This window comes from Candidatus Pelagibacter sp. HIMB1506 (assembly GCF_052047935.1).
Classification (GTDB): Bacteria; Pseudomonadota; Alphaproteobacteria; order Pelagibacterales; family Pelagibacteraceae; genus Pelagibacter.
The window spans coordinates 13353-39140 of sequence record NZ_JBNAIS010000001.1 but is presented as its reverse complement, the minus strand read 5'-3'; the positions used below and the strand labels follow the sequence as shown (position 1 = coordinate 39140).

Below are 25788 nucleotides of genomic sequence, written 5' to 3'. Positions count from 1 at the left end.
ATGTCAGAACTAAATAAAATAGCTCTTAAAATACTTTCAAATGGCAAAGGAATACTTGCTGCAGATGAAAGTAACGGAACTATGACAAAAAGACTTGAGGCTGTAAATATTGAGTCTACACCAAAAAACAGACTCTCTTTTAGAGAAACACTTTTTAGTTCAGAAAGCATGAAAGATTGTATCGGTGGTGTGATCTTATACGATGAAACAATAAACCAAATTTCAAGTTTAGGTAAATCAATTCCTGAATTAATCTCTGCTAGTGGAGCAGTACCTGGAATTAAAGTAGATACAGGTGCAAAAATTTTAGCAAACTCTCCAGAGGAAAAAATTACAGAAGGACTAGACGGGCTAAGAGAAAGATTAAAAAAATACTATGAGCTTGGTGCAAGATTTACAAAATGGAGAGGTGTTTATTCGATAAGCAATAACTATCCTAGCAAACTTGCAATTCATTCTAATGCTCATGCACTTGCAAGATATGCCGCTTTAGTTCAAGAATGTGAAATGGTTCCTATAGTAGAACCAGAAGTTTTAATGGATGGTGATCATTCAGCTGATGAGTGTTTGGAAAAAACTTCAGAAGTTATAAAAAAGTGCTTTGAAGAATTAATTTTGCATAAAATTGATTTATCAGGGATTATATTAAAACCAAATATGATTTTAGCTGGCAGTAATTCAAAAAACAAAATCTCTAATGAAGAAGTTTCAAATAAAACACTTGAATGTCTTAAAAATTCAGTGCCAACGGAAGTCCCTGGAATAGCTTTCTTGTCAGGAGGTCAATCTGAAATAGAAGCAACAGAAAATCTAAATTTAATTAGCAAAAACAATAGTACTAATTTTATAATGACCTATTCATATGGTAGAGCTTTACAACAAAGTGCTCTTAAATTTTGGTCTAAAGATACAACTAAAATAACCGAAACACAGAATGTATTTAACCATAGAGCAAGAATGTGTACTTTAGCTGCTCAAGGCAAATGGGCAAGCGATCTTGAGAATAAATAAAAAAAAATTCATCTATCTTATCTCTCCAAATAAAATTAAGAAGGATTTTTACCAAAATCTAAACAAAGTATTAAAATCAGATAAAATTAGTTTTTTTCAAATGAGATTTAAAAAATACTCTTTTAAGAAAAAAATTTTGATAGGAAAAAAAATTAGACAACTATGTAAAAATAATAGAGTAAAATTTATCGTTAATGATGACCCAATTCTTGCAAAAAAATTAAACGCTGATGGATGTCATTTGGGGCAAAAAGATATAAATATTAAAGAGGCCAAAAAAATAATTGGAAATAAAATTATTGGAATAACATGTCACAACTCAATTAAACTTGCAAAAGAGGCAATAAAAAATAAAGCTAATTACATTGCGTTTGGTGCTTTTTTTCCAACAAAAACAAAAAAAGCTAAATACAGTGCTAATATAAAAACTTTGAATAAAGTAAAGAAATTAACAAATATTCCCATAGTTGCTATTGGTGGAATAACAAACGAGAACTATAAAAAACTTTTATTGAACAATGCAAATTTTTTAGCTATCTCAGGTTACATTTGGAATAATAAAAAATACAAAGCTACAGAAGCTATAGAAAGTTTAATATGAAAATAAATGCAAGTGAAATTAGAGTTGGGATGCTTTTAGAATATAAAAATGATCTTTGGCAAGTTCTAAAAACACAACATGTAAAACCTGGAAAAGGTGGTGCATTTGCACAGGTAGAAATGAAAAGTGTTGGTAAAAATACCAAGCTAAATGAAAGATTTAGATCTAGTGAAACTGTTGAAAAAGCATCACTAGATGAGAATAAATATAATTATATGTATGAAGATGATGCTAATTATTTTTTTATGGAACCGAAAACTTTTGAACAAATTGAAATTAAAAAAGAAATTATTGGAGAACAAGGCAAATTATTAACTGAAAATCTTGAAGTATCTGTAAGTTTTTATAATGAAAATCCAATTTCAGTTGAATTACCAAATCAGGTGCAGTGTAAAATAGAAACAACTGATGCAGCATTAAAAGGCCAAACTGTATCTTCATCTTATAAACCTGCAACCTTAGATAATGGTTTAAATATTCAAGTTCCGCCATTTATAGAAGCAGGGGACGAGGTAATTGTTGATACTCGAAATTTAGAATACGTTAAAAAAATTTAAAATGATATCAATATCATCAAATCTTAATTTAATGATAAAGGCTGCTGAAAAAGCATCTAAATCTGTGATTAGAGATTTTGGTGAAGTGGAAAAATTACAAGTTTCTAAAAAAGGCCCTTACGATTTTGTTACAAAAACAGATAAAAATGTAGAAAAAATTTTAATTGAAGAATTGTCTAAATCAAAAAAAAATTACTCATTCATTACAGAAGAAACGGGCAAGATAAATAATAAAGACAAAGAAAATGTTTGGATTATAGACCCCATAGATGGAACTACTAATTTTCTTCATGGAATTCCTCATTTTGCTATTTGCATAGCACATATGTCTAATAACGAAATTATAAGTGGATTAATTTTTGACCCAATAAAAGATGAAATGTTTTTTTCTGAAAAAAACAAGGGGGCATATTTAAACAATCAAAGACTAAGAGTTTCTAAAAAAAATTCTACCGAAGATTGTTTATTTTCAAGTAACCATGAAGGTACAAAATTTAGTGACCTAAATATGAGATGTAGTGGATGTGCAGCACTTGATCTAGCATATGTGGCTTCTGGAAGACTTGATGGTTTTTTTCACAATAAAATTAATATTTGGGATGTTGCGGCTGGTGCTTTGATGGTTGAAGAGGCTGGTGGAATAGTTAACGAAATCAACAAGTTTGATATAAAAAATATTGATATCCGAGCCTCAAGTAGTGCAATTAACGATAAAATGCTTGAAAAATTAGTTAACTTTTAATTGTTTTAAAAAATTCTTTTGCTATAAGTCTCCGCATGAAAAAAAATATTCATCCAAACTATCATACTATTAAAGTAGAAATGACTGACGGTACACAATTTGAAACAAAATCAACTTGGGGTGCTGAAGGAGATTTACTTAAGCTTGAAATTGATCCAAAATCGCATGCTGCGTGGACGGGTGGAAAACAAAAATTAATGGATAAAGGTCGAATAAGTAAATTTAATAAAAAATTTCAAAACTTTAAATCAGAAAAGAAAAATTAAATGTCAAATGCACCTCTAATGCCAATGGCTACTGCCGTTTGGTTAGTAGAAAATACAACTCTAACATTTAAACAGATTGCAGATTTCTGCAAGCTACACGAAGTAGAGATACAAGGTATAGCAGATGGGGAGGTTGCGAAAGGAATTAAAGCTTATAATCCAATTATTTCAGGACAACTCTCAAGAGAGGAAATAGAATTATCATCTAAAGATGAGAATAGACCACTACAAATCAAAAGTAGTGATATTGAGATTTCAAATGATGAAAAGAAAATAAAAAAATATATACCCCTTTCAAAAAGACAAGACAAGCCAGATTCTGCTTTGTGGCTTATCAAACAACATAATATTTTAAAAGATTCACAAATAGCTAAATTGGTTGGAATTACAAAAAATTCTGTAACTTCTATAAGAAATAAAAGTTACTGGAATTACAATAATCTTAACCCAAAAGATCCTGTAGCATTAAATTTATTTTCTCAAAAAGACCTTATGGATGCAATAGAAAAAGCTGAAAGAAGAATTAAAAGAGAAAAAAAAGAGAAAGAAAAACAAAATAAAGTTAATCAAGCAAATATATAATGTACAAAACCAATAGACATAAATTAATAAAAGTGATAACAAACCACTTTTTTGGAGGTAGTTATTAAAATAGAAGTTAAAGATAATAATGTTGAACAAGCATTAAGAGTATTAAAAAGAAAACTGCAAAGAGACGGTTTCTTTAAAGTTATTAAATTAAAAAATACATACGAAAAACCTTCTGAAAAGAAAAAAAGAATTCTTCAAGAAAACATTAAAAGAGTTAAAAAGTTAAATAAACTAAAGAATAGAATTTAAATATATCGCGGGGTGGAGCAGTCTGGTAGCTCGTCAGGCTCATAACCTGAAGGTCGGCGGTTCAAATCCGTCCCCCGCAACCAATTTAGTTATAATTTAAAATTAGATTTTTTGCTATCGATTAAAAATGCTTTGACTGTTTCAACAGTTAGCTGTTTAAAGGACTTACCAAAATTTTCAATTTTTTCAATTAGGGTTGGTGGGATAGTAATTATATGACATCCCAATTGTTTAGCTTGTAAAAAATTATATGGTTCTCTCACACTGGCCCATAAGATTTCTACATTTTTAAATTTCTTTGCTAATTTTATACTTTTAACAAATTCTGGAATTGGATCTTTGCCAGTGTCACCTGCTCTTCCAGCAAAAATAGATATAATTACATTTGTTTTTTTGTTTATTACTTTAAGTATTTTTGAAGTTTGTTTAGCTGTGTATACAGCTGTTATATTCAACTTAATATTTTTACTATTTAGCTCTTTAATAACTTTTCCTGAAAATTTATTTTTTGAATTAACTACTGGAACTTTAACGTATACATTTTTTCCCCAAGTATTTATTTCGTTTCCTTGTTTAATCATAGATTCTTGATCATCAGCAAATACTTCAAATGAAATTGGTTTATTTTTACAAACTTGAAGTATTTGTTTAGAGTATAATTTGTAATCTTTTGCTCCAGCTTTTCTCATTAAGCTTGGATTTGTTGTAAATCCTTTTACAATTTGTTTCTTATTAAATTTTTTAATTGAAGATAAATCTGCAATATCACAAAAAATTTTTGTATTCATTAAATCTATAAATTCTTTGTAATATCCTCAGTCATTTTTTTTGCATCAGCAAATAACATCAATGTATTTTCTTTATAAAATAAATCATTATCAATTCCTGCGTATCCAGGAGACAAACTTCTTTTAACAAATAACACAGATTTACATTTTTCAACATCTAAAACTGGCATTCCATAAATTGGACTTTGTGGATCTGTTTTTGCTACAGGATTAGTAACGTCATTTGCACCAATTACAAATGCAACATCTGCATTTGCAAAATCGTTATTAATCTCCTCAAGTTCAAATACTTCATCATATGGTACATTTGCTTCTGCCAACAATACATTCATGTGTCCAGGCATTCGTCCTGCAACTGGATGAATAGCGTATGAAACTTTAATATCATTTTTCTTTAACGTATCTACCATTTCTCTAAGGGCATGTTGAGCTTGCGCAACTGCCATTCCATATCCTGGGACAATTATAACTGATGACGCATTTTTCATTAAAAAGGCTGCATCATCTGCATTACCACTTTTTACTGGTCTTTGCTCTTTACTTGGACCTCCAGTTGTTTGATCAGTTGCACCAAAACCACCTAATATAACATTAAAGAATGATCTGTTCATTCCTTTACACATAATATATGAAAGTATTGCTCCTGATGATCCAACCAAAGCACCAGTAATAATCAGCGCAGTGTTTTCCAAGGTAAATCCAATTCCTGCTGCAGCCCAACCAGAGTAAGAATTCAGCATCGAGATTACAACCGGCATATCTGCACCACCAATAGGAATTATAATTAAAAATCCTATTAAAAAAGAAACTGCAATTAATATCCAAAATAGATTAGATGATTGAGTCGAACAAAGATAAATTGTTAATATTACAATCAATATTAACAATAAAGCATTCAATAAGTGCTGACCTTTAAAGGTTATAGGAGCACCTGACATTATTCCTTGCAATTTTAAAAACGCTATAACAGAACCAGAAAAAGTGATAGCACCAACAGCTGCTCCTATTGCCATTTCTATTAAACTTGCAAGCTTAATATTTCCTGGAGTTCCAAGATTAAAGGCAGCAGGATTTATAAATGCTGAAATTGCAACAAATACCGCTGCTAATCCAACCAAGCTATGAAAGCCAGCGACCAATTCTGGCATTGCAGTCATTGGTATACGATATGCTATAAAAGCTCCAATGCTGCCACCAATAGCTAAAAAAATTAAAACATAAATAAATCCAGAGCTAAGATTACCAACAGACAGGAATGTAACTGTTACAGCAATAACCATTCCTATGATTCCAAATAAGTTTCCTTGTCTTGAGGTTTCTGGGGATGATAATCCTCTTAAAGCTAATATAAATAATACACCAGATACTAAATATAAAATTGCAGATAGATTTGCAGACATTAATTATTAATCCTTTTTCTTTTTTTTATACATAGCCAACATTCTTTGGGTGACTAAAAAACCACCAAAAATATTAATTGCTGCTAAAATAATTGCTAAAAATCCATAAATACTAGACGATGAAAAAACAACACCATCTCCTCCAGACAAGGCTGCAATTATTGCACCCACAATAATTACTGAGGAAATTGCATTCGTAACTGACATTAACGGAGTATGTAAAGAAGGTGTTACACTCCATACAACATAATATCCAACAAATATTGATAATATGAATATACTTAATCTAAATATAAAAGGATCTATTTCCATAATACTACTTAATAAGCGTTTTCTCTATTATTTCATCTTCTAAATTAATATTTAATTTCTTGTTTTCTTTGTCATATAAATTTGAAATAAAATTAAATACATTTTTAGCATATAAATTAGAGGCTGATACGGGTAGTTTATTTAGTATATTTGCCTCTCCTAAAATTTTAACACCATCTCTTACAACAGTTTTATCAACTTCGGTAAAAACAGTATTTCCTCCTTGAACCGCTGCTAAATCATAAATAACTGAACCTGGTTGTAAGTTTTTAAACATATCTTCTTTAATTATTTTTGGAGCTTCTTTACCTGGGATTAAAGCAGTACAAATTACTATATCAATTTTTTTTAATGTCTCTGTTAATAATTCTTCCTGTTTCATTTTAAACTCCTCTGATGCTTCTTTTGCATATCCGCCTTCAGTTTCTAAATTCTCAGATCCTTCAACTGTAAGAAACTTTCCACCTAAACTCTCAACTTGTTCTTTGGAGGCCATTCTTACATCGGTTGCAAATACCACTGCTCCCATCCTTTTTGCAGTTGCAATAGCTTGTAATCCTGCAACACCCGCTCCAACTACTAATACTTTTGCTGCAGGAATTGTACCAGCTGCAGTCATCATCATTGGAATAGCTCTTTCATAAATTTGGAAAGCTTCTACCACAGCTTTATATCCAGCAAGGTTGGCTTGAGATGATAAAATATCCATCGATTGAGCTCTTGTTATTCTAGGTAGCAACTCTAAAGAAAAACAATTTATTTGATTTGATTTTAAATTCTCTAATTTTTTTTTATTTAAAAAAGCATTTAATGAACCAATCAAATTTTGGTTTTCTTTAAATAATGATAATTTTTCTTCATCTGGTAATCCTAATTGAATAACAATGTCAGAATTTCTAATTATTTCCGCTTCATTATCTAAAAAACTGACTCCTAAATTTTTATAATCCTCGTCAATAAAACCTAAATGAGCTCCATAATTATTAGGTAATGTTAAATTAAAGCCTAAGCTGATATATTTTTTTGCTATTTCAGGTGTTATAGCTATTCGCTTTTCAATATCTTGATTTTCTGAAATGGAAGCTAAATTCATGATAAATATAAATTAAAATATTATAAAAGAAATATCGCCATTAAAACTAAAACTAAAATTACTATGATTGTTCCCCACAAAACAAACTTGGTAAAATTATTCCAGGTGTTTTTATGGTTTTCATTGTCCATAAATTTACTTTTGTCTTGCTTTAAATTTAGGATTGGTTTTATTTATTACGTAAACTCTACCTCTTCTTCTGACCAATTTAGAGTTTAAGTCTCTTTTTTTAATAGATTTTAATGAGCTTTTTATTTTCATAATATAATAGCCGGCGATGTCCTACTCTTCCATGTCTTAAGACAAAGTACCATCGGCGCAGAAGGGCTTGACTTCCGAGTTCGGAATGGGATCGGGTATGACACCTTCGCAATAATCACCGGCGAGTGTGTTATACATAATTAATGAATATTGTAAACAAAGAAAAAGTGTAAGATTAGGATGATTTAATCAAATTTAATATGTAATTTTTCAAGCTTTTCTTGCCAAACAATTTATATACCCTGTTAGATAAATTCATGTTAGTCAAAGCTGAAGCGTATCTTTCACCAGGTCTTTTAGGCAAATATTTAATCTTACCTCTAAACATTTTTGCAACCTGAACAATAGTATAACTTTTTTTGTTAGAAATGCTGTAATGTCTACATTTATTTTCTTTCCACGCATAATAACAAGCCCATACAGTATCATCTACATGTGTAAATCTTCTTGATTGAGTACCAGGTTTTACAACTGTTAAAGGTTTCTTTTTTTTATATTGATTTTCAAAAATTCCTATCACGGTAGCCATACTTCCTGCAGAAATTTGCATTGGTCCATATACATTATAAAAGTAAATTACCTCATACTTAAATCTAAACCATTTTTTTAAATTTTCTAATAATTCTAAGTTTTTTGCTTTTGTAAAAGCATATGGGGATAAATTTTTATCGAGTCCCCTATTTCCTATACTTGCTGAAGTAGCTGAATAAACTAACTTAATATTATTAATCAAGCAAAAATTAAATACTGCATTTGATCCTATAGAATTTGAGTCAATGCATTCATTCATTCTAATAAAACTCTGATAAATTCTCGCAAACTCACCAAAATGAAAAATGGTATGTATTTTGTTTTTAAATTTATTAAGAATATTTGAAATATTTTTTGTATCTGATTTAATATATTTTACTCTTCTGCTATTGTTATGATTTTTTTTTGTTCCTGTGGAGTAATTATCTATACTAATAATTTTATATTTTGTTTTTTTAACAAATAAATTAACTAAGTTTGATCCTATAAAGCCAGCTCCTCCAGTTATTACAATTGTATTTTTCATTTTTTTATCTCTTTTAAAAAAGAATTGTAAGTTTTGATAATTGATTTTTTTAAGTTTAATTTAGGCTTCCAACCATATTTTTTTGCAAGGCTAATATCTAGTACTTTTCTCTTAACACCATTAGGTTTTGACCTATCATAATGAATTTTAATTTTTTTTTTAAGAATTATTTTTGATATTGTATTTGCATAATAATCAATAGTGTAATCTTTGCCTGTACCTATATTTATTAAAGAATGATCAGTTTTCTTTTTCATAAAAAAAACACAGGCTTCAGCTAAATCATCAACATGAATAAATTCTCTTTTAACTTTTCCATTTCCCCATAAAGTTATGTTTCTTAAATTATTAATTTTTATTCTATGCGATTTTAATATTAAAGCTGGTAAAAAGTGGGAATTTTTTTCATCATAATTATCATTAGGTCCAAATGTGTTCGCAGGCATTAAGCACTTATAATTACATTTATATTGCTCATTAAAACTTTCACACATTTTTATACCTGCAATTTTAGCCACAGCATAAGCATCATTAGTTTCCTCTAATTTACCTGTTAATAAATATTTTTCTTTGATTGGTTGTTTGGAATTTCTTGGATAAATACAGCTAGAGCCTAAAAAGATAAGATTCCTTACTCCAGCTAAATATGATGAATAAATTAAATTAGTTTGAATTTGTAAATTCTGAGTAATATAATCAGCTTTAAAGTTTTTATTTGAATAAATACCACCAACTTTTGCAGCAGCAATAAAAACAAAATCTGGTTTCTGTTTTTTTAAAAATTTGGCAACTTGAACTTGGTCTGTTAAATCTAATTTGTTTTTTTCTCGAAAAACTATGTTTTTATATCCTTTTTCATTTAGTTTTCTAACAATCGCACTTCCTACCAAACCTCTGTGACCAGCAACATATATTTTAGATTTAAAATTGATCATTTTTGATCGTTTAATTTAATTCTTTATGAACCATTTCTTTTATTAACTTTTTGATATTTCTTTTAGGTCTCCAGTTCAATTCTTTATGGGCTTTTCTTGAGTCTCCCAACAAAGTATCTACCTCTAATGGTCTGAAGTATTTTTTATCACATTCTATTATACATCTTCCATTTGACATAAAACATCTTGATTTTATTCCTTTTCCTTTCCAATAAAATTGGATTTCTAACTCATTTAAAACCATATTAACAAATTCTCTAACACTATATTGAACGCCTGTTGCAATCACATAATCTGAGGGCGTTTTTCTTTGTAACATTTTCCACATTGCTTCTACAAAATCTTCCGCGTGTCCCCAATCTCTTTTAGCCTCTAAATTTCCTAAATATAGTTTTTTTTGACTGCCTAACTTTATTCTACATAGGGCGTTGACTATTTTTTTTGTTACAAATGTTTCTCCTCTAACTGGGCTCTCGTGATTAAACAAAATTCCGTTACAAGCAAAAATTTTATATGCCTCTCTATAATTTACTGTGATCCAATGTGCATAAACTTTTGCTACTCCATAAGGACTTCTTGGATAAAATGGAGTATTCTCATTCTGTGGGACCTCACTCACTTTTCCAAACATTTCTGAAGTTCCAGCTTGATAAAATTTTGTTTTTTTTTCATATCCATGAAATTTAATAGACTCTAAAATTCTTAAGGCACCTATAGCATCAGCGTTTGCAGTATACTCAGGTACCTCAAAAGATACTGCAACGTGTGATTGAGCGGCTAAATTATATATTTCATCTGGTTTTACTTTTTTTACAATCATTGAAACTGAAATTGCATCAGTTACATCACCATAATGTAAAAAAAATACTTTGCCTTTTTCGTGGGGATCTTGATAGAGATGATCTATTCTACCAGTATTAAAGGAGGAGGATCTTCTTTTAACCCCATGAACATAGTATCCTTTTTTTATCAAAAAATTTGCTAGATATGAACCATCTTGTCCAGTGATACCAAATATTAAAGCTGTCTTTTTTTTCATTTTAAAAAAAACATCTTAATCATTTTTATTAAAATTAGTAGTCCATCCCAAAATGCATTTACTTTTTTTTTTCCTGCAATTCTATTTCTTTCAAATGATGGTATTGTACTCAATTTAAAATTCTTTCTCTTTGCTTTTACTGGCATTTCTACACACAAAGTAAAATCATTTGAAGAAAGATTTAATTCATTAAAGATTGATGTCTTTCCCATTACGTAAGTAAACAAAATATCAGAAATATTAAGTTTAAAAAATATGTTTCCAATTGAGGTAAAAAAGTAATTTCCAAATAAAGTTATAAAATTATCATCATCACTTCCACCTTCAGGTTTTTCATATCTACTTGCAAATAAAAAATCTATGTCCTCAACTTCTACTTTTTTTAACATTTTATCTAAATAAATTGGGTTCATTGAACCGTCTGCATTAATTATACAAAAATATTTTGTATCTGTGATACTAATTCCTTCTTTTATTGCAGCTCCATAACCTTTTATTTTTTGATAGTGTATTTTTATGTCTCCATAACTTTTAATAGAGTTAATTGTTTGAAGGTCATTCTTCTCTAAAATTACTATTTTTTTACATTTAAAATCTTTTATTTCATCTAGAAAAATTGGTAGTGACTCACTTTCATATTTTGCTGGAATTACTAGTGATAAATCTTGCATTCAATTTCTAATATTTTTAATATAAATTATTCAATTAGTTTTTGAGTTTATAAACATTTATAAAAAAAAATCTTAATAAAATTGATTTGATTAAATAATTTTATTTAAATTATAATCATAGATACAACTATTATTTCTGTATTTGAATAAAATAATATCCATTTTTTTCATAAGTAACTATATTGTCACTGTAACCTTCTCCACAAGGAGATGGGGTATCCCAACAATGATGTGCAAAATACATGGTTAAACCTGTATCAAAATTTTTTTGAGTATACTCTTTTTCTCTTAAAGCAAAAAACGGGAAATTTGAAAAATTATAATAGTCTGATCTCTTAAATTCTTTAGTGATTCTTATTATATTTTTAATGTCTACTATACTAATTACTAATATTATAATAAATATTATTTTTTTTCTTTCATTATTATTATTTTTTAATTTGTAAAATAAAAATGCAAATGGAAAAGATACGAGTAAGTAAAATGCGCTATAACCTCCATATCGAAGTGTTGGATGGTTTGAAAACCAAATATAAAAAATAACTACTATCATTGATAAAAATAATACAAACTCTCTTTTAAATAAAAATTTTTCATTTGATAAACTGAATTTTTTTAGGAGGAAAAATATTAATACAATACAAGATCCTAATATTGCAATTTGATCTAAAAATTTTACAATAAAATATTTTTCTATCCAATTAGATAACCAATTAAAGTTTTTGATATACTCTTCACCATTCTCAATTACATATGTAGGACTAGCACCTGCTTTTGACCATTGTTCCACCCACATTGAAAGTCCTTTAACATCATTTAAATCTCTAGCCCATATCAATGATTCATCAAAACATAAAATTGGTAAAGGAGAAATTAAACAGCCAGTAGCGACAAAGTGATGAGAAAATGTCAAAGTTAATATCAAAACAAAAGATAGAAATGGTTTTGAAAAAATTAAATAATTAAAATTTTTAAGATAATTTTTATCAATTATAAAAATTGATAATCCGAGCAATAAATATGTCAAAAAGTAGGTTTTGGTACTTATACAAAGTCCAACTAGAGGCACAAGTAACAAAATATTGTCAATTTTTTTTTCATTACTTTTTTTTATTATTGTTTCAAATAGTGATATTATCAAAATAACTATTAATAGCTGTCCAGGTTTATCCATTCCAAATTCAGCTAATCGATTAAATGATAAGTTAAAGAAAATAAAAGTTAGTAAATAAAAATATTTGAAAAATTTGTCTGTTTTAGAAGAAAAAATTTTTACTAATAAAAAATAATTAAAAAAAAGTAAAAACGAAATTATAGTAAAATGAAACGAATATAATTTTATGAAGGGTAAATAAAATGTTGAATTTAAGAAAAATAAAGACGATAAAAAATTATACCCAGTATTGATATTTCCCATTCCAAAAATAATATGATACTCCGTCAAAAATTTGGTAAATGGATAATGATAAAATGAAAAATCATCATGAGTTTTAGAAATAAATAGAACAGGTAATAAAAAGATAGAAATATAAAATATATTTTTAAAAAATATTTTATGTTCTTTAAGTGGGCTATAAAAAAAATAACTTACACCAATAATATGAAAAATAATATTGTGATAAAAGTTATGTTTTAAAAAAAAACTAGTAAATAACGATAATAAAGTCATTAACATAATCCCATAAAATCCTATATAAATTGTAATGTCCTCATCATAATAAATTTTATTTAAGAAGACTTTTTGAAATATTTTGCCATATCCAATAATAGAAATTAAAGAAACATAGAAGGAAAATATAAAAAAAAATAAATTAATCACTTTGTAACTTTAGTTTTTTCAACAGTAAATAATAGCTAATAAGATAAACAAAAATACAAAAGAAAATTAAAAATATTAACTTAACTGTTGAGTATAAAAAAAAACTACCGATATAAAAAACAAACAAATTAAAAGAATTAATAATTAAACCTGAGATCGAAAATTTTAAATAATTGTTAAATTTGTAATTATTGTTAAAATATTGAAAGATAAGATGATGCAAATGCATTAAATCAGCTTTATCAGGTCTAGAATTCTTTGAAAAAACTCTTCTTAATATTGAAAATAAATTTTCAAATGCAGGATACCATAGAAATAATACTACAAGATATGGTGAAACGTTTTCAATAATTTGGAAGTTAATTAAAGTATATCCAATAACTAATGATACTAAATAAGATCCACCATCTCCTAAATAAGATTTATTTAAAAAATTATAAAAGACAAAACTTAGCAAAACAGGGAATAGTATATAAATAAGATTAATATCATCTACAGCTACTACTTTTGAATTTAATAACATTAATATTATTGAAATTGTTAAATAAAAACCCGAACACTGAAAATTTGACCCATCAATAAAATTTGAACCATTGATCAGAATTAGCATACAAAATGATGTAAAAATTAGTGAAAATAAATCATTGTTTAGGTAAAAATCAAATACTGGCAATCTAATTGATCTTAAAAAAAGCTCATTAAGAAATATAAATATTACAATTAAAACACATTGAAATATCAGTCTTTTGGTCGGAGAGTTTAATCTTTGAATATCAGCCAATAATCCAATTAAGAAAATTAATGAGATTAATATATAGTTTACTAAACTAAAATAATTAAAAAATAATAAATTTAAAAAAATTACAACACCTCCTGATATTGGGACCTCATCTAAATTAATTAACTTCTTATGAGAATTTTTTTTTTTAAGGTCGATTAAAAAATTTTTCTTTAAGATAAATTTATTAACTAAATAAAATACTGATATATTGATAAAAAAAATTAACAATGATTGTAAAAATAAACTATTGATCATTTTTTTTTAAATTAACTGTATAAAATAAATAATTCATCCAAAAAAAAGTTGAGGTAAGAGTGGAGAAAAAACTACCATTTGGCAGTATTGGAATAAAATAAGTAATTAAATATATTAAACAAACAGAATTTATATTAAATTGATAACTGGAATGCATGTTTCTTAAAAATAGTTTCAAAAAAATAAATATTAAAACTATTAATCCAAAAAGACCATGCTCACTTAAAATTTCATTATATATTTGATGCGGATGACTACCACATCCATTAGGATAAATCCTACCTTTATTTTCGTCAATATTTCGCAAAATTTTATTTACTTTATCTGTATAATTAGAACATTCTTTTCTAAAATTTTTTGTACCAACACCAAATAAAGTATTTTCTTTAAATATTAAGTAAGACGAAATTGTATGTGAACCATACTCTGATGTTAAGTAACTATCAATAAGATTTAAATTTTGATTTGATGAATATGTTATGTTTGACAAATATCTACTTTTTAGATTTTCTGAAAAATTTAATAAGATTGCTAGAAATAAAAATATCAGAGAAATTTTTATAGTTTTTAATAAAACACTATCTTTAAGTAAAAAAAGATAAATACAAAAAAAAATAAAAATAAATTTTAAAAAATTTGATCTTTCACCTGTTAAAAAAATTATAATTAAAAAGAAAAAGAAATAAGAAAATAAATAAAGTTTATTTTGATTACTAAAAATTAAAGTATAAATGATGTATACAAAAGATAATAAAAAACCTCCAGCTACTAACTCATCCATAAAAAATCCACTATTTCTGTTTTCAATATAAGAGACGTAATTAAAAATGTTATTTCCAAAAATAGATTGATAAATTATATCAAAGCTTAACAATCCAATTGTAATAAACCAAACTAAACCTAGTTTTTTTTTATTAATTCTTTTATTTTCTAAAAAATCTTTGTAGACAAGGATAAAAACAAAAAATTTAAAGTAAGGTATTGTTCTCAACAAAGAAATCTCAATATCCTTAGCCAATAAAGAGTTTAACAACAGATATAAATAAAAACACAGAAATATTTTAAATTCAGAACTTTCACTAAAAATAATTTTTTTTTGGTAAAAGCATTTAAAAAAATATATCAAACAAATAACAACTAATGATAAATTAATTAAAGCATTACCCAGTATTATAAATACAGGAAAAAGATAAAGTATAAATTTAAGGATTTGATTTAAATAATTTGACTCTGCTGTCATTATCTATACTTAATAATGTTAAATAATCTTCCTAAAAATCTGAAAAAAAAACCTAAACTTCTGTAAAAATTATTTATTGGATTTATCGGTAAAATCAATATGTAATAAACTGACAAAAACAAATTTAAGATTAATTTAATTAAATTAAGTACAATAGCTATTAAAAATCCATAAATTTCAGTATCAATTAAAATTCCAGTTAAGCCATATTTAAAATTTCTTTGTAAAAACCATTTGATGTTTTCTCTGTTCTTTTGTTTAATTTCATAAGTTGGATTTCTATTCCAAATAATTTTCTCACCCAATTTTGACAATTTATAAAAATAAAGTTGATCTTCTCCAAATCCGTACTGACTTACAATATTTGAAAATAATAATTTATGTTTCAAAATACTTTTTTCAAAAAAAACATTATTTGTTGAAGCCCATGATACTAAGGATTTGTTTTGAAAATTTCTCTCCAAAAATCTAAAAAATGCTTTTTTAGACATATATAATTGGGGACCGCCAATTATTTTACTTCCACTTTTTTTTATAAAATTTAAATGAGAAATTAAAAAATTTTTTTTAATTTTACAATCATCATCTAAAAAACAACAATATTCAAAATTCAAAAATTTTAACTGCTTTAAAATTTTATTACGTGCGTATGAAATTCCAATTTTTTTCTCATAAAAAATTTTATATTTTATTTTTCTTAACTTTTTTTTAATTACTTTTTCCTCTACTGATTTAATCTTTTTAAAATTATTAAATACAATTAAAACTTTTATATTTAAATTATAACTTATTTGATTTTCAAAAATATTTTCTAATAAATTGACAAAATTATTATTAAAATTTCTAGAACAAATACAAATAACTATTTTATCTTTTTTCATTGATTTGAAATAATTTATTGAAATTTTTACTATGCTCTATTTCTGAGTATTTCATTGAATTTATGTAATTAATTTTAATATATTTTTTTATTTTTTTTTTATCTGTAGACATAAATTCATCAAAAGTTGAGATTAAACTTTTAATATTATTATTCTTAAATAGAAAACCACTTTTTCCATTATTAAAAAATTCTCTCGGACCACTGGGGCAATCACTACTTATAACTATTTTTTTTAAAGCAGCAGACTCTATCATAACAAAACCTGGATCTTCCCACAAAGAAGAAACTATCACACAAACTGATTTATTAATGTATTGATAAACTTTTTTTTTATGTCCAAGAAATTTTATACTTTTTTCAACATTAAGTTTTTTTGCTAAGTTCATTAGTTCATCTAATTTTTCACCTTCACCTAATATTAATAAATTAATTTTTTTATATTTTTTTGAAATTTTTGAAAAAAAATTAATTAATATTTTTTGATTTTTCTGCTCAGTCAATCTTCCAACATTTAAAATATATTTATTATTAAAGTTTAACTCTTTTTTGTGATTGGAATTTATTTCTTTTTTTAAAAATACTGGATCAGGTAAATAGTACAATTTTTTTTGATCAAAAATATTCATTTTTTTTATTTTATTTAAAGTTTGAATTGTTGGCACAGTAACAAAATGAATATTATTTTTTGATAATTTCCAAATCATTTTTCTAAAAAAATTAAATTTAGGCTGACCAGATATTCTTAAGATTAGTTTGGTCTTGAAGTTATAAAAAAAGAATAAAACTAATGGCAATGAAGTAATTAAATGAATGATTAAATATTCTGGATTATTTTTTTTTAAGATATTTTTAAGAAAAAAAAATGATTTAATAAAAATCTTAACAAATAAAATTCGACTTAATATATATCCACTTACAAATTTAATTTTACCTTTTTTTTTATTTTCTAAAATTTTTATATTTTTATTTTTTATTTCTTTTTTAAAATTATTCCATTCACCAAAAGAGTTTAGGATGTATGTGTCGTGATAAAAATATTTTTTAAGACTGTAAGCTGAATTTATAACTGCTTTAATTGTTGCAACATAAGATGTAAAAGGTGACCAGTAATATATTTTCATAAATTGATAATTGTTATTATATATATATCTTCTATTAAAATTAAAATTATGAAAAAAATTAAATTATACTTTTTTCATCCGTATTCTAGAATTGGTGGTGCAGACCTTTCATTATCTCGATTAATAAATAGTTTAGATAAAAAGAAGTATAGTATTACCTTTATTACACTGGAAAAACCTAAAATTAATTATTATTTAAACAGGAAGATTGACATTAAAGTCATAAAACAAAAAAGAGTAATATTTTCAATTTTTGATCTAAGAGAAATTGTCAAAAAAAATAAAGAAAAATTTTCTAAAGTTATTTTTTTATCTAATCAAAATTTTGCGAATGTAATTTCAATAATATCCTTATTAGGAATTAAATGGGTTAAAATAATTTTAATTGAAAGAAATAATCCTATAGAATTAAATTATTCAGGTAAGATTAAAGATAAAATAATTAAAGTTTTAATTAAATTAACATATAGATTTTCAGATAGGATAATAGCTATAAGCAAAGAGCTTGGAAGAGATTTGCAAAAATTATGCAAAAAAAAAGTTACTACGATTTACAATCCATCTTTTGATAAAAACATTCTAAAGTTTATTAAAAAGAAAAAAAATAGTGACACTAAAATTATTTTAAATGTTGCTAGATTTGAAAAACAAAAGAATCATTCGATGTTATTAGAAAGTTTTAAAGACATTCACAATCAGGTAAATGCAAATCTTTTATTGGTGGGTTATGGTGCTGAAAAAAAAAAAATCAGCAATTTTATAAATAAAAATAAATTAAATAATAGAATCATAATTGTTAAAGATTACATAAACGTATTTAAATACTATAAAATAGCTGATCTTTTTGTTCTTACATCATTATATGAGGGATTTGGAAACGTTTTGGTTGAAGCAGGGATTTTTAAAATACCAATTATATCAACTGATTGTAAATCAGGACCTAAAGAAATTTTAAATAATGGTAAATATGGGGATCTCGTAAAGATAGGACAAACTAAGAAATTATCAAAACTAATATTAAAAAATCTAAAATTTCCTAATAAAAATAAAATTACCAAAATGTATAAATCGTTAAAAAGATTTAATATTCAAAATCATATTAATGCATATGAAAAAATCTTTAAAGAAATTTAGAAATAATATTATTTTTTTCTGTCCTTCTATTGAAGAAGGAGGTGTTGAAAAAAATCTTATAAATATAAGTAATGGACTGTCTTATAATCATAACGTATCGTTGATTACTGCGAACAAGAATAAAAAAAAGTTTTTTAATAAAAAAATTAATTTTATTTCTTCAAAAAGTGATTTTTTTAATAACAAAAGTAGAATTACTAAAAGTATATATTGTTGTTATTTACTATACAAATATTCTAAGGACAATAAGGCTACAATAATTTCTTTTCAAGCTAATGTCTCTGCTATATTAGCCTCTAAAATTTTAGGATATAGAGTCATCATAAGATCAAACCAAAGTCCAATTTTCTATGCAAAGAATTTTTTAAAAAGGAAGTTGATACAGTTTTTTTTTAAAAAAGCTGACAATATAATTGTTAATAGCAAAGACTTTCAAACTGAATTTAAAAAATATTTCAATTTAAAATCAGCTGTAATTTATAATTTATTCGAGAAACAAAAGATTATTAATAGATTAACAAAAAAAAATATTAAACAAACTTTTTTTAAAAATTCAAAAAACATTACAAATCTTCTATCAATCGGAAGACTAGTAGCTCAAAAAGATCAGATAACAATTCTAAAGGCTTTAAATTTAATTAAAAATAAAAAAAAGTTCAAATTATTAATAATAGGTAAGGGTGTCGAATATAAAAACTTAATATCTTTCATCAAGGACAACAAATTAGGTAATTCTGTTAAAATTTTAAATTACCAAAAAAATGTATATCCTTATTATTTAAAAGCCGATGTATTTATTTTAAGTTCATTATATGAAGGTCTTCCAAATACATTGATAGAAGCTGTTTCACTAGGGGTACCTATTATTTCATCAAACTGTAAAACAGGTCCTAAAGAAATTTTAAGAAATGGTAGATATGGTAAATTATTTGAAGTAAAAAATTATAAAAAACTCTCATTGCTTATTTTAAAAACCAAAAAAAAACGAAAAATTAAATTTATTAAGGACAAGAGATTTGATTTTATGTCAAATTTAAAAAAATATGAAAAATTAATCAATTCATTAAAATAATTATGAATATTTTATTTTTAGGAGCATCATCATTTACTGGTTTTCATTTTGTTAATCAATTATCGAAAGTCAAAAATATTAAAATTTATTGCACTTTAACCAAAAACATAAATCAGTACGAATCTTTGAGATATATGAGAATTAAATTATTATCAAAAAAAGAAAATGTAATATTTGTAAAAAAAATAAAATTTGGAGATAAAAAATTTACTAATTTATTGGAAAAAATTAGGTTTAATGTTTTTTGTTTTCATCATGCTTTAACAAAAAACTATAATGATAATTCAAAGTTTAATCTTAAAAAGTCATTAAAAGAAAATACAAATAACATTGAGGAAGTTTTTAGGAAAATTGATTATAAAGCTACTGTTATTATATCAAATACAATCTTTCAAAATATACCATCTAAAAAATATAGAGCTGTAAATAATTATGGAATTTCTAAAAGTCAAAGTTTTGATAAAATAAGATTATTATGTGAAAAAAATAATATAAAATTTAGATCAATTTACATAACAAATCCGTGGGGCATATATGAGGAAAAAAAATTAAATTTTTACTTAATTAAAAATTGGTTAAACAACAAAAATGCTAAAATATCACATCCTAACTATATTAGAGATAATATTCACATAGATTTATTAAGCAAAATGTATAAAAAAATTGTCTTGTCAAAATCAAATAAAATCAATTACTTTCCGTCAGGTATTTGTTCTACAAATAAGCTTTTTATTGAAGCTCTGCGTAATAAATTTGAAAAATTTTTTAATAAAAAAGTTGAAGTTGCTTATGAAAATAAAGCTATTTACAACCAACCTATGTGTAGAATTAATGGAAATAAAATAGTCAAAAACGTTAAAATTAAACAAAATTTAAATAAATACTTTGCGTATTATCAAAAATTACTTTCTTCTTAATTTAAAAAACAAGTTTCCACCCCTGAATTTTCAAAATTAAAATTAATTTTTTTACAATTACTCAATTTATTTATAACTTTTTTTTGATGTTTTTTTTCGCAAATAAATAAAAAAAAACCTCCACCACCTGCTCCTAACAATTTACCTCCATAACAACCATTATCAATTGCTGTTTTGTAAATCTTGTCTAAATGATTACTAGATATATCTTTTGAAAATTTTTTCTTTAAATTCCAGTTGATATCAAGAAAATATCCAATTTTTTTCAAGTTTAGTTTAGATTTTTTTAACTCTTTCTCAAATTCAAGTGATAGACTTTTTAATTTTATTAGGCTTGTAAGATTTGTTTTAAAATTTTTCTTTTGTTGTAAAAGATTTTTGTTTGATAATCGTAGTTTGCCTGTCCAAAAAAAAATTAAATTTTCGTTCAAATATTTAAGATTTTTGTTTTTTAAATTTACTCTTTTTACATCTACTATTTTTTTGCTGTATAAAATTTTTTTTAGCCCCCCATAAGCGGCTATGTAATGATCCTGCTTACCTAATGAGTTATTGGTAATTTTATTTTCGATTTTAAAAGCGATCTCACAAATTTTGGACAATTTAATATTTATATTTTTTAATTTATATATTGCTTTAATCAAACCTATTAAAAATGCGCTAGACGATCCTAATCCTGTATTATATGGAAGATCTGAAATCGTATTAATGTATAAGGGTTCTCTTACATTTAAATACTTTAGAGTTTCTCTAATTCTTAAATTTTTTATTTTATCAATTTTGTTTACTATTTCTGTTTCAGAATAATTTAATCTATATTTTTCATTAAAATTAGTATGTTTTTTAATAGTCACATAGATAAATTTATCTATAGAACTACTTATTGTAATACCACCATAATTTTCATAAAAATAAGGCATATCTGTACCTCCACCTAAAAATGATATCCTTAGGGGTGTTTTGGTGGTAACAATTTTATATTTAAAATTTGAATTCTTGTTTTTCATTATATAATTTTTTTATACTATTTTTTAATAATATAAATTCATATTTTTTCTTTTCTCTAGCAGTAAACTTTTCTTTTCCAATATAAATTGCATGCGTATTAGCATTATAAGCAGCCTCTATATCTCTTTTATCATCTCCAATGTAAAAAGTTTTATCTAGTATAAAATTATTATCTTTAGCTGATTTAAAAAATAAACCAGGATTTGGTTTTCTTTTAATAGATTTTGAATTAAAATGATCTGTGCTTATATAAAATCTAGTCAATTTAATTTTTTTTTTCTTTAAATATTTAATAATTTCATAATTTATTTGCATCAAATCCTTCATTTTAATATCTTTTGTTGCAATACCTGCTTGATTTGTAATACAGATTAATTTTGATTTTTCCGGAAATTTTTTACAGAATTTAATATTAATTTTAAGGTTTTTTTTATTTATTATGTATCTATGATTTCTTGATTTAAAGTTCAAAACTCCGTCTCTATCAACTAAAATATATTTATTATTTAGAAATGTTTTTTTAGTATTTAAAAGTCTTTTTCTATCACCGATGCTTAAATAACTATTTAATTCAATATAACCAAGACTAATTTTTTTTTTTGATATTTTTTCTAAAAAACTTGAAAAATTAAAATCTTCAATTGTTAGCTTATCAAGAGCCTCTTTTTTTATAGCCATATATCCTATTTCAACAAAAGGATATTTTGTATTTCTTTTTTTTTTATAAAAAATATTTCCGTTTTGACTAATTTTACAATTTCCATTTTTTTTTCTTACTAATGAAAAAATAATTTTTTTTTTTGGTTCATTTAAAGCAATATCTAATTTTTTTACATTTAATGAAGAATAATTATCACAATAAAGTAATAAGAATTTTGAATGCAAAAATCTTTTGGCTTTATAGATTCTTGAACCAGTATCAAAGTTTTCTGGTAAATAGGAATATTTTATTTTTACATCAAATTTTTTACCATCTGCGAAATAATTTTGGATTATATTGTTTTTATAACCTACTAATAACAATATTTTTGAAATGCCATTTTTCTTAAGTTGTAAAATTAAATGTTCTAAAAAAGGTTTTCCTGCAACCTCAATCATTGCTTTTGGTTTATCTAAAGTTAATGAGCCCAATCTTGTCCCGAGACCACCACAAAGAATTACGCCCTGCTTAATATTTGGCATCAAAATTTAAATTATGACAGAAATGAAAAATTTGCATCTCTTTTTGAGATTACTTTTGGTTGCTTTGTCCATTTGATTTTTAATTTTGGGTCCTTATAATTAATACCAGAACCTTTATTTTTTTTGTAGTAAGTTGTCATATAATAACTTACTAAAGTATTTGACTTAAGAGTTAAAAATGCTGTTGCACAAGTTTTTGATACAAGAACAGATTCATTTAAACTTTCACTTAAAATTATTTTAATATGGTTTAAATATGTTTTAGATTTTTTATTTAGATCTAACAAGACTAAGAGCAACTTTCCCTTTAAGCAAGTAATTATTTTATCTTCTGAATATGGTGATTTTTGAAAATGAAAACCTCTTAAAGTTAAATTTTTTTTATTAAAAGATAAGTTTGTTTGTCTTATTTTAAAACTTATACCTGCTTTTTTTAATTCATTATCACAAAAACTTCTCATAAAAAAACCTCTGTTATCAAAATTTTTTTTATGTTGAATAATAAATGTATTTTTAAATTTTGTTTTTTTTATTTTCATTATTTTAATTTTATTATTTTTATTCTTGGAAGAGGTAAAATTATTTCACCTTTAAATTTTATTTTTTTTAAATATTGAATTATCTCTTCTTTAAAATTCCATGCAAAAATTATTAATAATTTATATCTATTAATGATACTTCTTGAAGGCTTTAAAATTTTAATATGTGTTCCTGGCGTAAATAGATTAGTTTTTAATTTATTTTTGTCAAAAACAACATCAATCAATTTATTATTTAAATTTAAATAATTAATCAAAGTTGAACTTCTCGCTGATGCTCCATATGCTGAAATTTTTTGTATTTGGTTTAACTTTTTTAATATAATGGCAAAATTTTTTTTGTGATTTTTGCAAACTTTATCTAATTTTTTCCAGTTAGATACAGAATTTATTTTGAAATCTCTTTCTTTCTCAATCATCAATTTAAACCGATTAGTTCTTTTTGTTTTATTTTTTTTGAACAATATTACGAAAGATCCTCCACTTATTGGGCTTTGAAAAAAATCAAACGCATGTAAATCATGTTTTTTAAGAACATTATTTATAGATGTAAGTGTGAAATAAAAAATATGTTCGTGATAAATATAATCATAATGTTTATTTATGATCAAGTTTTTCGCATTATGAAATTCTATTGCACCAACTCCATTATCAGAAAGTAATTTATTCAATCCCTTCATTACACTTTGAATATTTTCAATATGAGGAATAACATTTCTACAAATTACTAAATCTGGTTTTTTTTTATGTTTTTTGATTATTTTGTTTGCTGTTTTTAAATTAAAAAAATCTGTATAAGTTTTTATACCTTTTAAATTGGAAATTTTTGCAATGTTTTTTGCTGGGTCAATCCCTATCACTTCATTTTTTTTTCTAACATACTCTAAAAAAAATCCATCATTACTTGCAATCTCACAAATAAATTTTTGATGTAAATTTATTTTTTTATTTATTTCATCAAAGAAAAACTTCCTGTAAGACTTTATTTTTTTTGATGTCCCAGTTACCCATAAATATTTCTGAAATAATACTTTTGGATCTACTGTATGGTTTAATTGAGCTAATTTACACTTATTACAAACTACTAACTCCAATGGAACTTTAATTTCTTTTTTAAAATTTTTTTTTTTTATTAAAGCATTTGCAAGTGGTTGTTTACCAAGATCTACTATAAATGATAAAAAACTAGAGCTACATGATCTGCATTTTTTAATTTTTTTATACATTAATTAAACTTTAAATTTTTATTTAGTTTTTTTGATTTTAAAAGTTTTCTTAATTTTAAAATTCGATTTGTTTTATCAGATGTAAAATCTTTTAAAGTAAATTTTTTCTTTATAAAATACATTTTCAGTTTCTTAATATCCTTTATTATATTTTTATTTTTAAAATTAATTGTGTCTGAAAAGCTACTTTTTAATAAATCAAAATTGACTTTGTAAGATCTTTCATCATGACTTGGTTTATTTAAAACTATTAATGGCGCATTTTTAAAAACTTTTTTAACCATTTTTCCAATTTGCAAAATTGTAAAATTTTTACCAGGATACCCTACATTAAATATTTTTTTCTGCATTTGTTTTTTAGGTTTAAGAAAAGATGAAATAATAATTTTACACAAATCATCTATATACAATACTGGTCTATAAGGTTTACCATTTGTATTGATTATGATTTTTTTTTTTGTAAATGCAGAAGCAGCTAAATTATTTAAAACTATATCACTTCTAAAATTTTCTGATGGACCATGAACTGTAGATGGTCTCAAAATTACAACGCAGAATTTATTATCAGCTAATTTTAACAATTCTTTTTCCGCTCTTAATTTAGATTTTGCATATTCTGTGATAGGTTTAATATTTTTATCATTTTCTCTTATTGTCTTATTTTTATATTTCGATATGCCATAGACACTTTGTGTTGAAATAAAAATAAATCTCTCTACATAAGACTTCTTGGATAATCTTGCTAATTTTGTTGTAGCTCTGTGATTGATTTGCTTGGTAAGGTCTTTATTTAACTCGCCCAGTGGATCATTAGAGAGACTAGCCAGATGAATTACAACATCAATATTTTTAAGATCTTCAATTTTAATATTTCTTAAGTCCTTTAATAAAAATTTTTTTTCAAATTTTTTTTTAAATTGGTAAAAATTATTGTCCAAACCAATAATGTCGAATTTATTTTTATATTTTTTATTTAGTATTTGGCACAAACGTGTCCCGATATAACCTCTGGATCCAGTAATTAAAATTTTCATTTGT

The 25788-nt window shown here is 24.8% G+C and carries 30 protein-coding genes, 1 tRNA gene and 1 rRNA gene; 11 read left to right on the top strand and 21 right to left on the bottom strand.

The genetic code is table 11. The annotated features are described in order from the left end of the window. The 8 genes from ACTTA8_RS00225 to ACTTA8_RS00190 all read left to right on the top strand — a co-directional run bounded on the left by ACTTA8_RS00225 (position 1) and on the right by ACTTA8_RS00190 (position 4100). On the top strand, positions 1–1011 hold the full coding sequence (locus ACTTA8_RS00225; protein ID WP_440653666.1) for a class I fructose-bisphosphate aldolase: 1011 nt from the start codon (positions 1–3) through the stop codon (positions 1009–1011). After that, positions 998–1612 (top strand): thiamine phosphate synthase, encoded by a 615-nt coding sequence (thiE, locus tag ACTTA8_RS00220; protein ID WP_440653664.1) that lies wholly within the window; start codon positions 998–1000, stop codon positions 1610–1612. Before ACTTA8_RS00225 ends, thiE begins: the two co-directional genes overlap by 14 nt. Then, positions 1609–2169, top strand: coding sequence for an elongation factor P (gene efp, locus ACTTA8_RS00215; RefSeq protein WP_440618057.1), 561 nt, complete (start codon positions 1609–1611; stop codon positions 2167–2169). Before thiE ends, efp begins: the two co-directional genes overlap by 4 nt. A gap of 1 nt (position 2170) precedes the next feature. Next, positions 2171–2911, top strand: coding sequence for an inositol monophosphatase family protein (locus ACTTA8_RS00210; RefSeq protein WP_440653663.1), 741 nt, complete (start codon positions 2171–2173; stop codon positions 2909–2911). A gap of 35 nt (positions 2912–2946) precedes the next feature. After that, the gene (rpmE, locus tag ACTTA8_RS00205; RefSeq protein WP_075506043.1) at positions 2947–3177 is read left to right on the top strand and encodes a 50S ribosomal protein L31; all 231 of its coding nucleotides are present in this window, start codon (positions 2947–2949) and stop codon (positions 3175–3177) included. Continuing rightward, the gene (locus ACTTA8_RS00200; RefSeq protein WP_440653661.1) at positions 3178–3759 is read left to right on the top strand and encodes a cell cycle transcriptional regulator TrcR; all 582 of its coding nucleotides are present in this window, start codon (positions 3178–3180) and stop codon (positions 3757–3759) included. A gap of 63 nt (positions 3760–3822) precedes the next feature. Further along, positions 3823–4017, top strand: a complete 195-nt coding sequence (rpsU, locus tag ACTTA8_RS00195) for a 30S ribosomal protein S21 (RefSeq protein WP_075484443.1) — start codon at positions 3823–3825, stop codon at positions 4015–4017. A 6-nt stretch (positions 4018–4023) separates the two neighbouring features. Beyond that, positions 4024–4100, top strand: a tRNA-Met gene (locus tag ACTTA8_RS00190). 6 nt (positions 4101–4106) lie between these two features. Here ACTTA8_RS00190 and ACTTA8_RS00185 read toward each other — a convergent pair. The 16 genes from ACTTA8_RS00185 to ACTTA8_RS00110 form a co-directional block, all read right to left on the bottom strand. Beyond that, entirely contained in the window at positions 4107–4805 is a 699-nt protein-coding gene (locus ACTTA8_RS00185; protein ID WP_440653659.1) for a transaldolase family protein, read from the bottom strand. Between the two features lie 5 nt (positions 4806–4810). Beyond that, complete coding sequence (locus ACTTA8_RS00180) at positions 4811–6205, bottom strand: NAD(P)(+) transhydrogenase (Re/Si-specific) subunit beta (RefSeq protein WP_440653657.1); 1395 nt, start codon at positions 6203–6205, stop codon at positions 4811–4813. 6 nt (positions 6206–6211) lie between these two features. Further along, on the bottom strand, positions 6212–6517 hold the full coding sequence (locus ACTTA8_RS00175) for a proton-translocating transhydrogenase family protein (RefSeq protein ID WP_440653655.1): 306 nt from the start codon (positions 6515–6517) through the stop codon (positions 6212–6214). Between the two features lie 4 nt (positions 6518–6521). Continuing rightward, complete coding sequence (locus ACTTA8_RS00170) at positions 6522–7610, bottom strand: NAD(P) transhydrogenase subunit alpha (RefSeq protein WP_440653653.1); 1089 nt, start codon at positions 7608–7610, stop codon at positions 6522–6524. A 20-nt stretch (positions 7611–7630) separates the two neighbouring features. Then, positions 7631–7741, bottom strand: a complete 111-nt coding sequence (locus tag ACTTA8_RS00165; protein WP_440653652.1) for an aa3-type cytochrome c oxidase subunit IV — start codon at positions 7739–7741, stop codon at positions 7631–7633. Between the two features lie 4 nt (positions 7742–7745). Beyond that, complete coding sequence (gene ykgO, locus ACTTA8_RS00160; RefSeq protein WP_008545413.1) at positions 7746–7871, bottom strand: type B 50S ribosomal protein L36; 126 nt, start codon at positions 7869–7871, stop codon at positions 7746–7748. Between the two features lie 8 nt (positions 7872–7879). Next, positions 7880–7994 (bottom strand): 5S ribosomal RNA (rrf, locus tag ACTTA8_RS00155). 52 nt (positions 7995–8046) lie between these two features. Then, entirely contained in the window at positions 8047–8928 is an 882-nt protein-coding gene (locus tag ACTTA8_RS00150; protein WP_440653651.1) for an NAD-dependent epimerase/dehydratase family protein, read from the bottom strand. Further along, positions 8925–9863, bottom strand: coding sequence for a GDP-L-fucose synthase family protein (locus ACTTA8_RS00145; RefSeq protein WP_440653649.1), 939 nt, complete (start codon positions 9861–9863; stop codon positions 8925–8927). The genes ACTTA8_RS00150 and ACTTA8_RS00145 overlap by 4 nt, the downstream gene beginning before the upstream one ends. A 10-nt stretch (positions 9864–9873) precedes the next feature. Continuing rightward, entirely contained in the window at positions 9874–10902 is a 1029-nt protein-coding gene (gene gmd / locus ACTTA8_RS00140; RefSeq protein ID WP_440653647.1) for a GDP-mannose 4,6-dehydratase, read from the bottom strand. Then, positions 10899–11573, bottom strand: coding sequence for a glycosyltransferase (locus ACTTA8_RS00135; RefSeq protein WP_440653646.1), 675 nt, complete (start codon positions 11571–11573; stop codon positions 10899–10901). The genes gmd and ACTTA8_RS00135 overlap by 4 nt, the downstream gene beginning before the upstream one ends. A 130-nt stretch (positions 11574–11703) precedes the next feature. Beyond that, the gene (locus ACTTA8_RS00130; RefSeq protein ID WP_440653644.1) at positions 11704–12747 is read right to left on the bottom strand and encodes a hypothetical protein; all 1044 of its coding nucleotides are present in this window, start codon (positions 12745–12747) and stop codon (positions 11704–11706) included. 637 nt (positions 12748–13384) lie between these two features. Further along, positions 13385–14428, bottom strand: a complete 1044-nt coding sequence (locus ACTTA8_RS00125) for a hypothetical protein (protein ID WP_440653643.1) — start codon at positions 14426–14428, stop codon at positions 13385–13387. Then, positions 14418–15446, bottom strand: coding sequence for an O-antigen ligase family protein (locus ACTTA8_RS00120; protein WP_440653641.1), 1029 nt, complete (start codon positions 15444–15446; stop codon positions 14418–14420). Before ACTTA8_RS00120 ends, ACTTA8_RS00125 begins: the two co-directional genes overlap by 11 nt. Before the next feature lie 221 nt (positions 15447–15667). Beyond that, positions 15668–16549: a glycosyltransferase gene (locus ACTTA8_RS00115; protein WP_440653640.1), complete on the bottom strand. Its 882-nt coding sequence runs from the start codon at positions 16547–16549 to the stop codon at positions 15668–15670. Beyond that, the gene (locus ACTTA8_RS00110) at positions 16536–17672 is read right to left on the bottom strand and encodes a glycosyltransferase (protein ID WP_440653639.1); all 1137 of its coding nucleotides are present in this window, start codon (positions 17670–17672) and stop codon (positions 16536–16538) included. The genes ACTTA8_RS00115 and ACTTA8_RS00110 overlap by 14 nt, the downstream gene beginning before the upstream one ends. Positions 17673–17720: 48 nt before the next feature. Here ACTTA8_RS00110 and ACTTA8_RS00105 point away from each other — a divergent pair, with 48 nt between their 5' ends. From ACTTA8_RS00105 to ACTTA8_RS00095, 3 genes are read left to right on the top strand one after another with little or no spacing between them, the layout of a single operon-like run. Beyond that, on the top strand, positions 17721–18806 hold the full coding sequence (locus ACTTA8_RS00105) for a glycosyltransferase (protein WP_440653637.1): 1086 nt from the start codon (positions 17721–17723) through the stop codon (positions 18804–18806). Then, positions 18781–19878 carry a glycosyltransferase gene (locus tag ACTTA8_RS00100; protein WP_440653636.1) on the top strand — a complete coding sequence of 366 codons (1098 nt, stop codon included), beginning with the start codon at positions 18781–18783 and terminating at the stop codon, positions 19876–19878. Before ACTTA8_RS00105 ends, ACTTA8_RS00100 begins: the two co-directional genes overlap by 26 nt. A 2-nt stretch (positions 19879–19880) precedes the next feature. Next, entirely contained in the window at positions 19881–20795 is a 915-nt protein-coding gene (locus ACTTA8_RS00095) for a hypothetical protein (RefSeq protein ID WP_440653635.1), read from the top strand. On the opposite strand, the gene ACTTA8_RS00090 is transcribed toward ACTTA8_RS00095, so the two are convergent. Genes ACTTA8_RS00090 through ACTTA8_RS00070 form a run of 5 tightly spaced genes read right to left on the bottom strand, consistent with a single transcriptional unit; the run spans position 20792 to position 25784 of the window. Beyond that, positions 20792–21802: a GHMP family kinase ATP-binding protein gene (locus tag ACTTA8_RS00090; RefSeq protein ID WP_440653634.1), complete on the bottom strand. Its 1011-nt coding sequence runs from the start codon at positions 21800–21802 to the stop codon at positions 20792–20794. The two genes, ACTTA8_RS00095 and ACTTA8_RS00090, sit on opposite strands and share 4 nt — an antisense overlap. Continuing rightward, positions 21777–22985, bottom strand: coding sequence for an HAD-IIIA family hydrolase (locus tag ACTTA8_RS00085; protein ID WP_440653633.1), 1209 nt, complete (start codon positions 22983–22985; stop codon positions 21777–21779). Before ACTTA8_RS00085 ends, ACTTA8_RS00090 begins: the two co-directional genes overlap by 26 nt. 11 nt (positions 22986–22996) lie before the next feature. Continuing rightward, positions 22997–23524 (bottom strand): dTDP-4-dehydrorhamnose 3,5-epimerase family protein, encoded by a 528-nt coding sequence (locus ACTTA8_RS00080; RefSeq protein ID WP_440653631.1) that lies wholly within the window; start codon positions 23522–23524, stop codon positions 22997–22999. Then, the gene (locus ACTTA8_RS00075) at positions 23524–24750 is read right to left on the bottom strand and encodes a class I SAM-dependent methyltransferase (protein ID WP_440653629.1); all 1227 of its coding nucleotides are present in this window, start codon (positions 24748–24750) and stop codon (positions 23524–23526) included. The genes ACTTA8_RS00080 and ACTTA8_RS00075 overlap by 1 nt, the downstream gene beginning before the upstream one ends. Next, positions 24750–25784: an NAD-dependent epimerase/dehydratase family protein gene (locus ACTTA8_RS00070; protein WP_440653627.1), complete on the bottom strand. Its 1035-nt coding sequence runs from the start codon at positions 25782–25784 to the stop codon at positions 24750–24752. The genes ACTTA8_RS00075 and ACTTA8_RS00070 overlap by 1 nt, the downstream gene beginning before the upstream one ends. Positions 25785–25788: the final 4 nt, after the last annotated feature.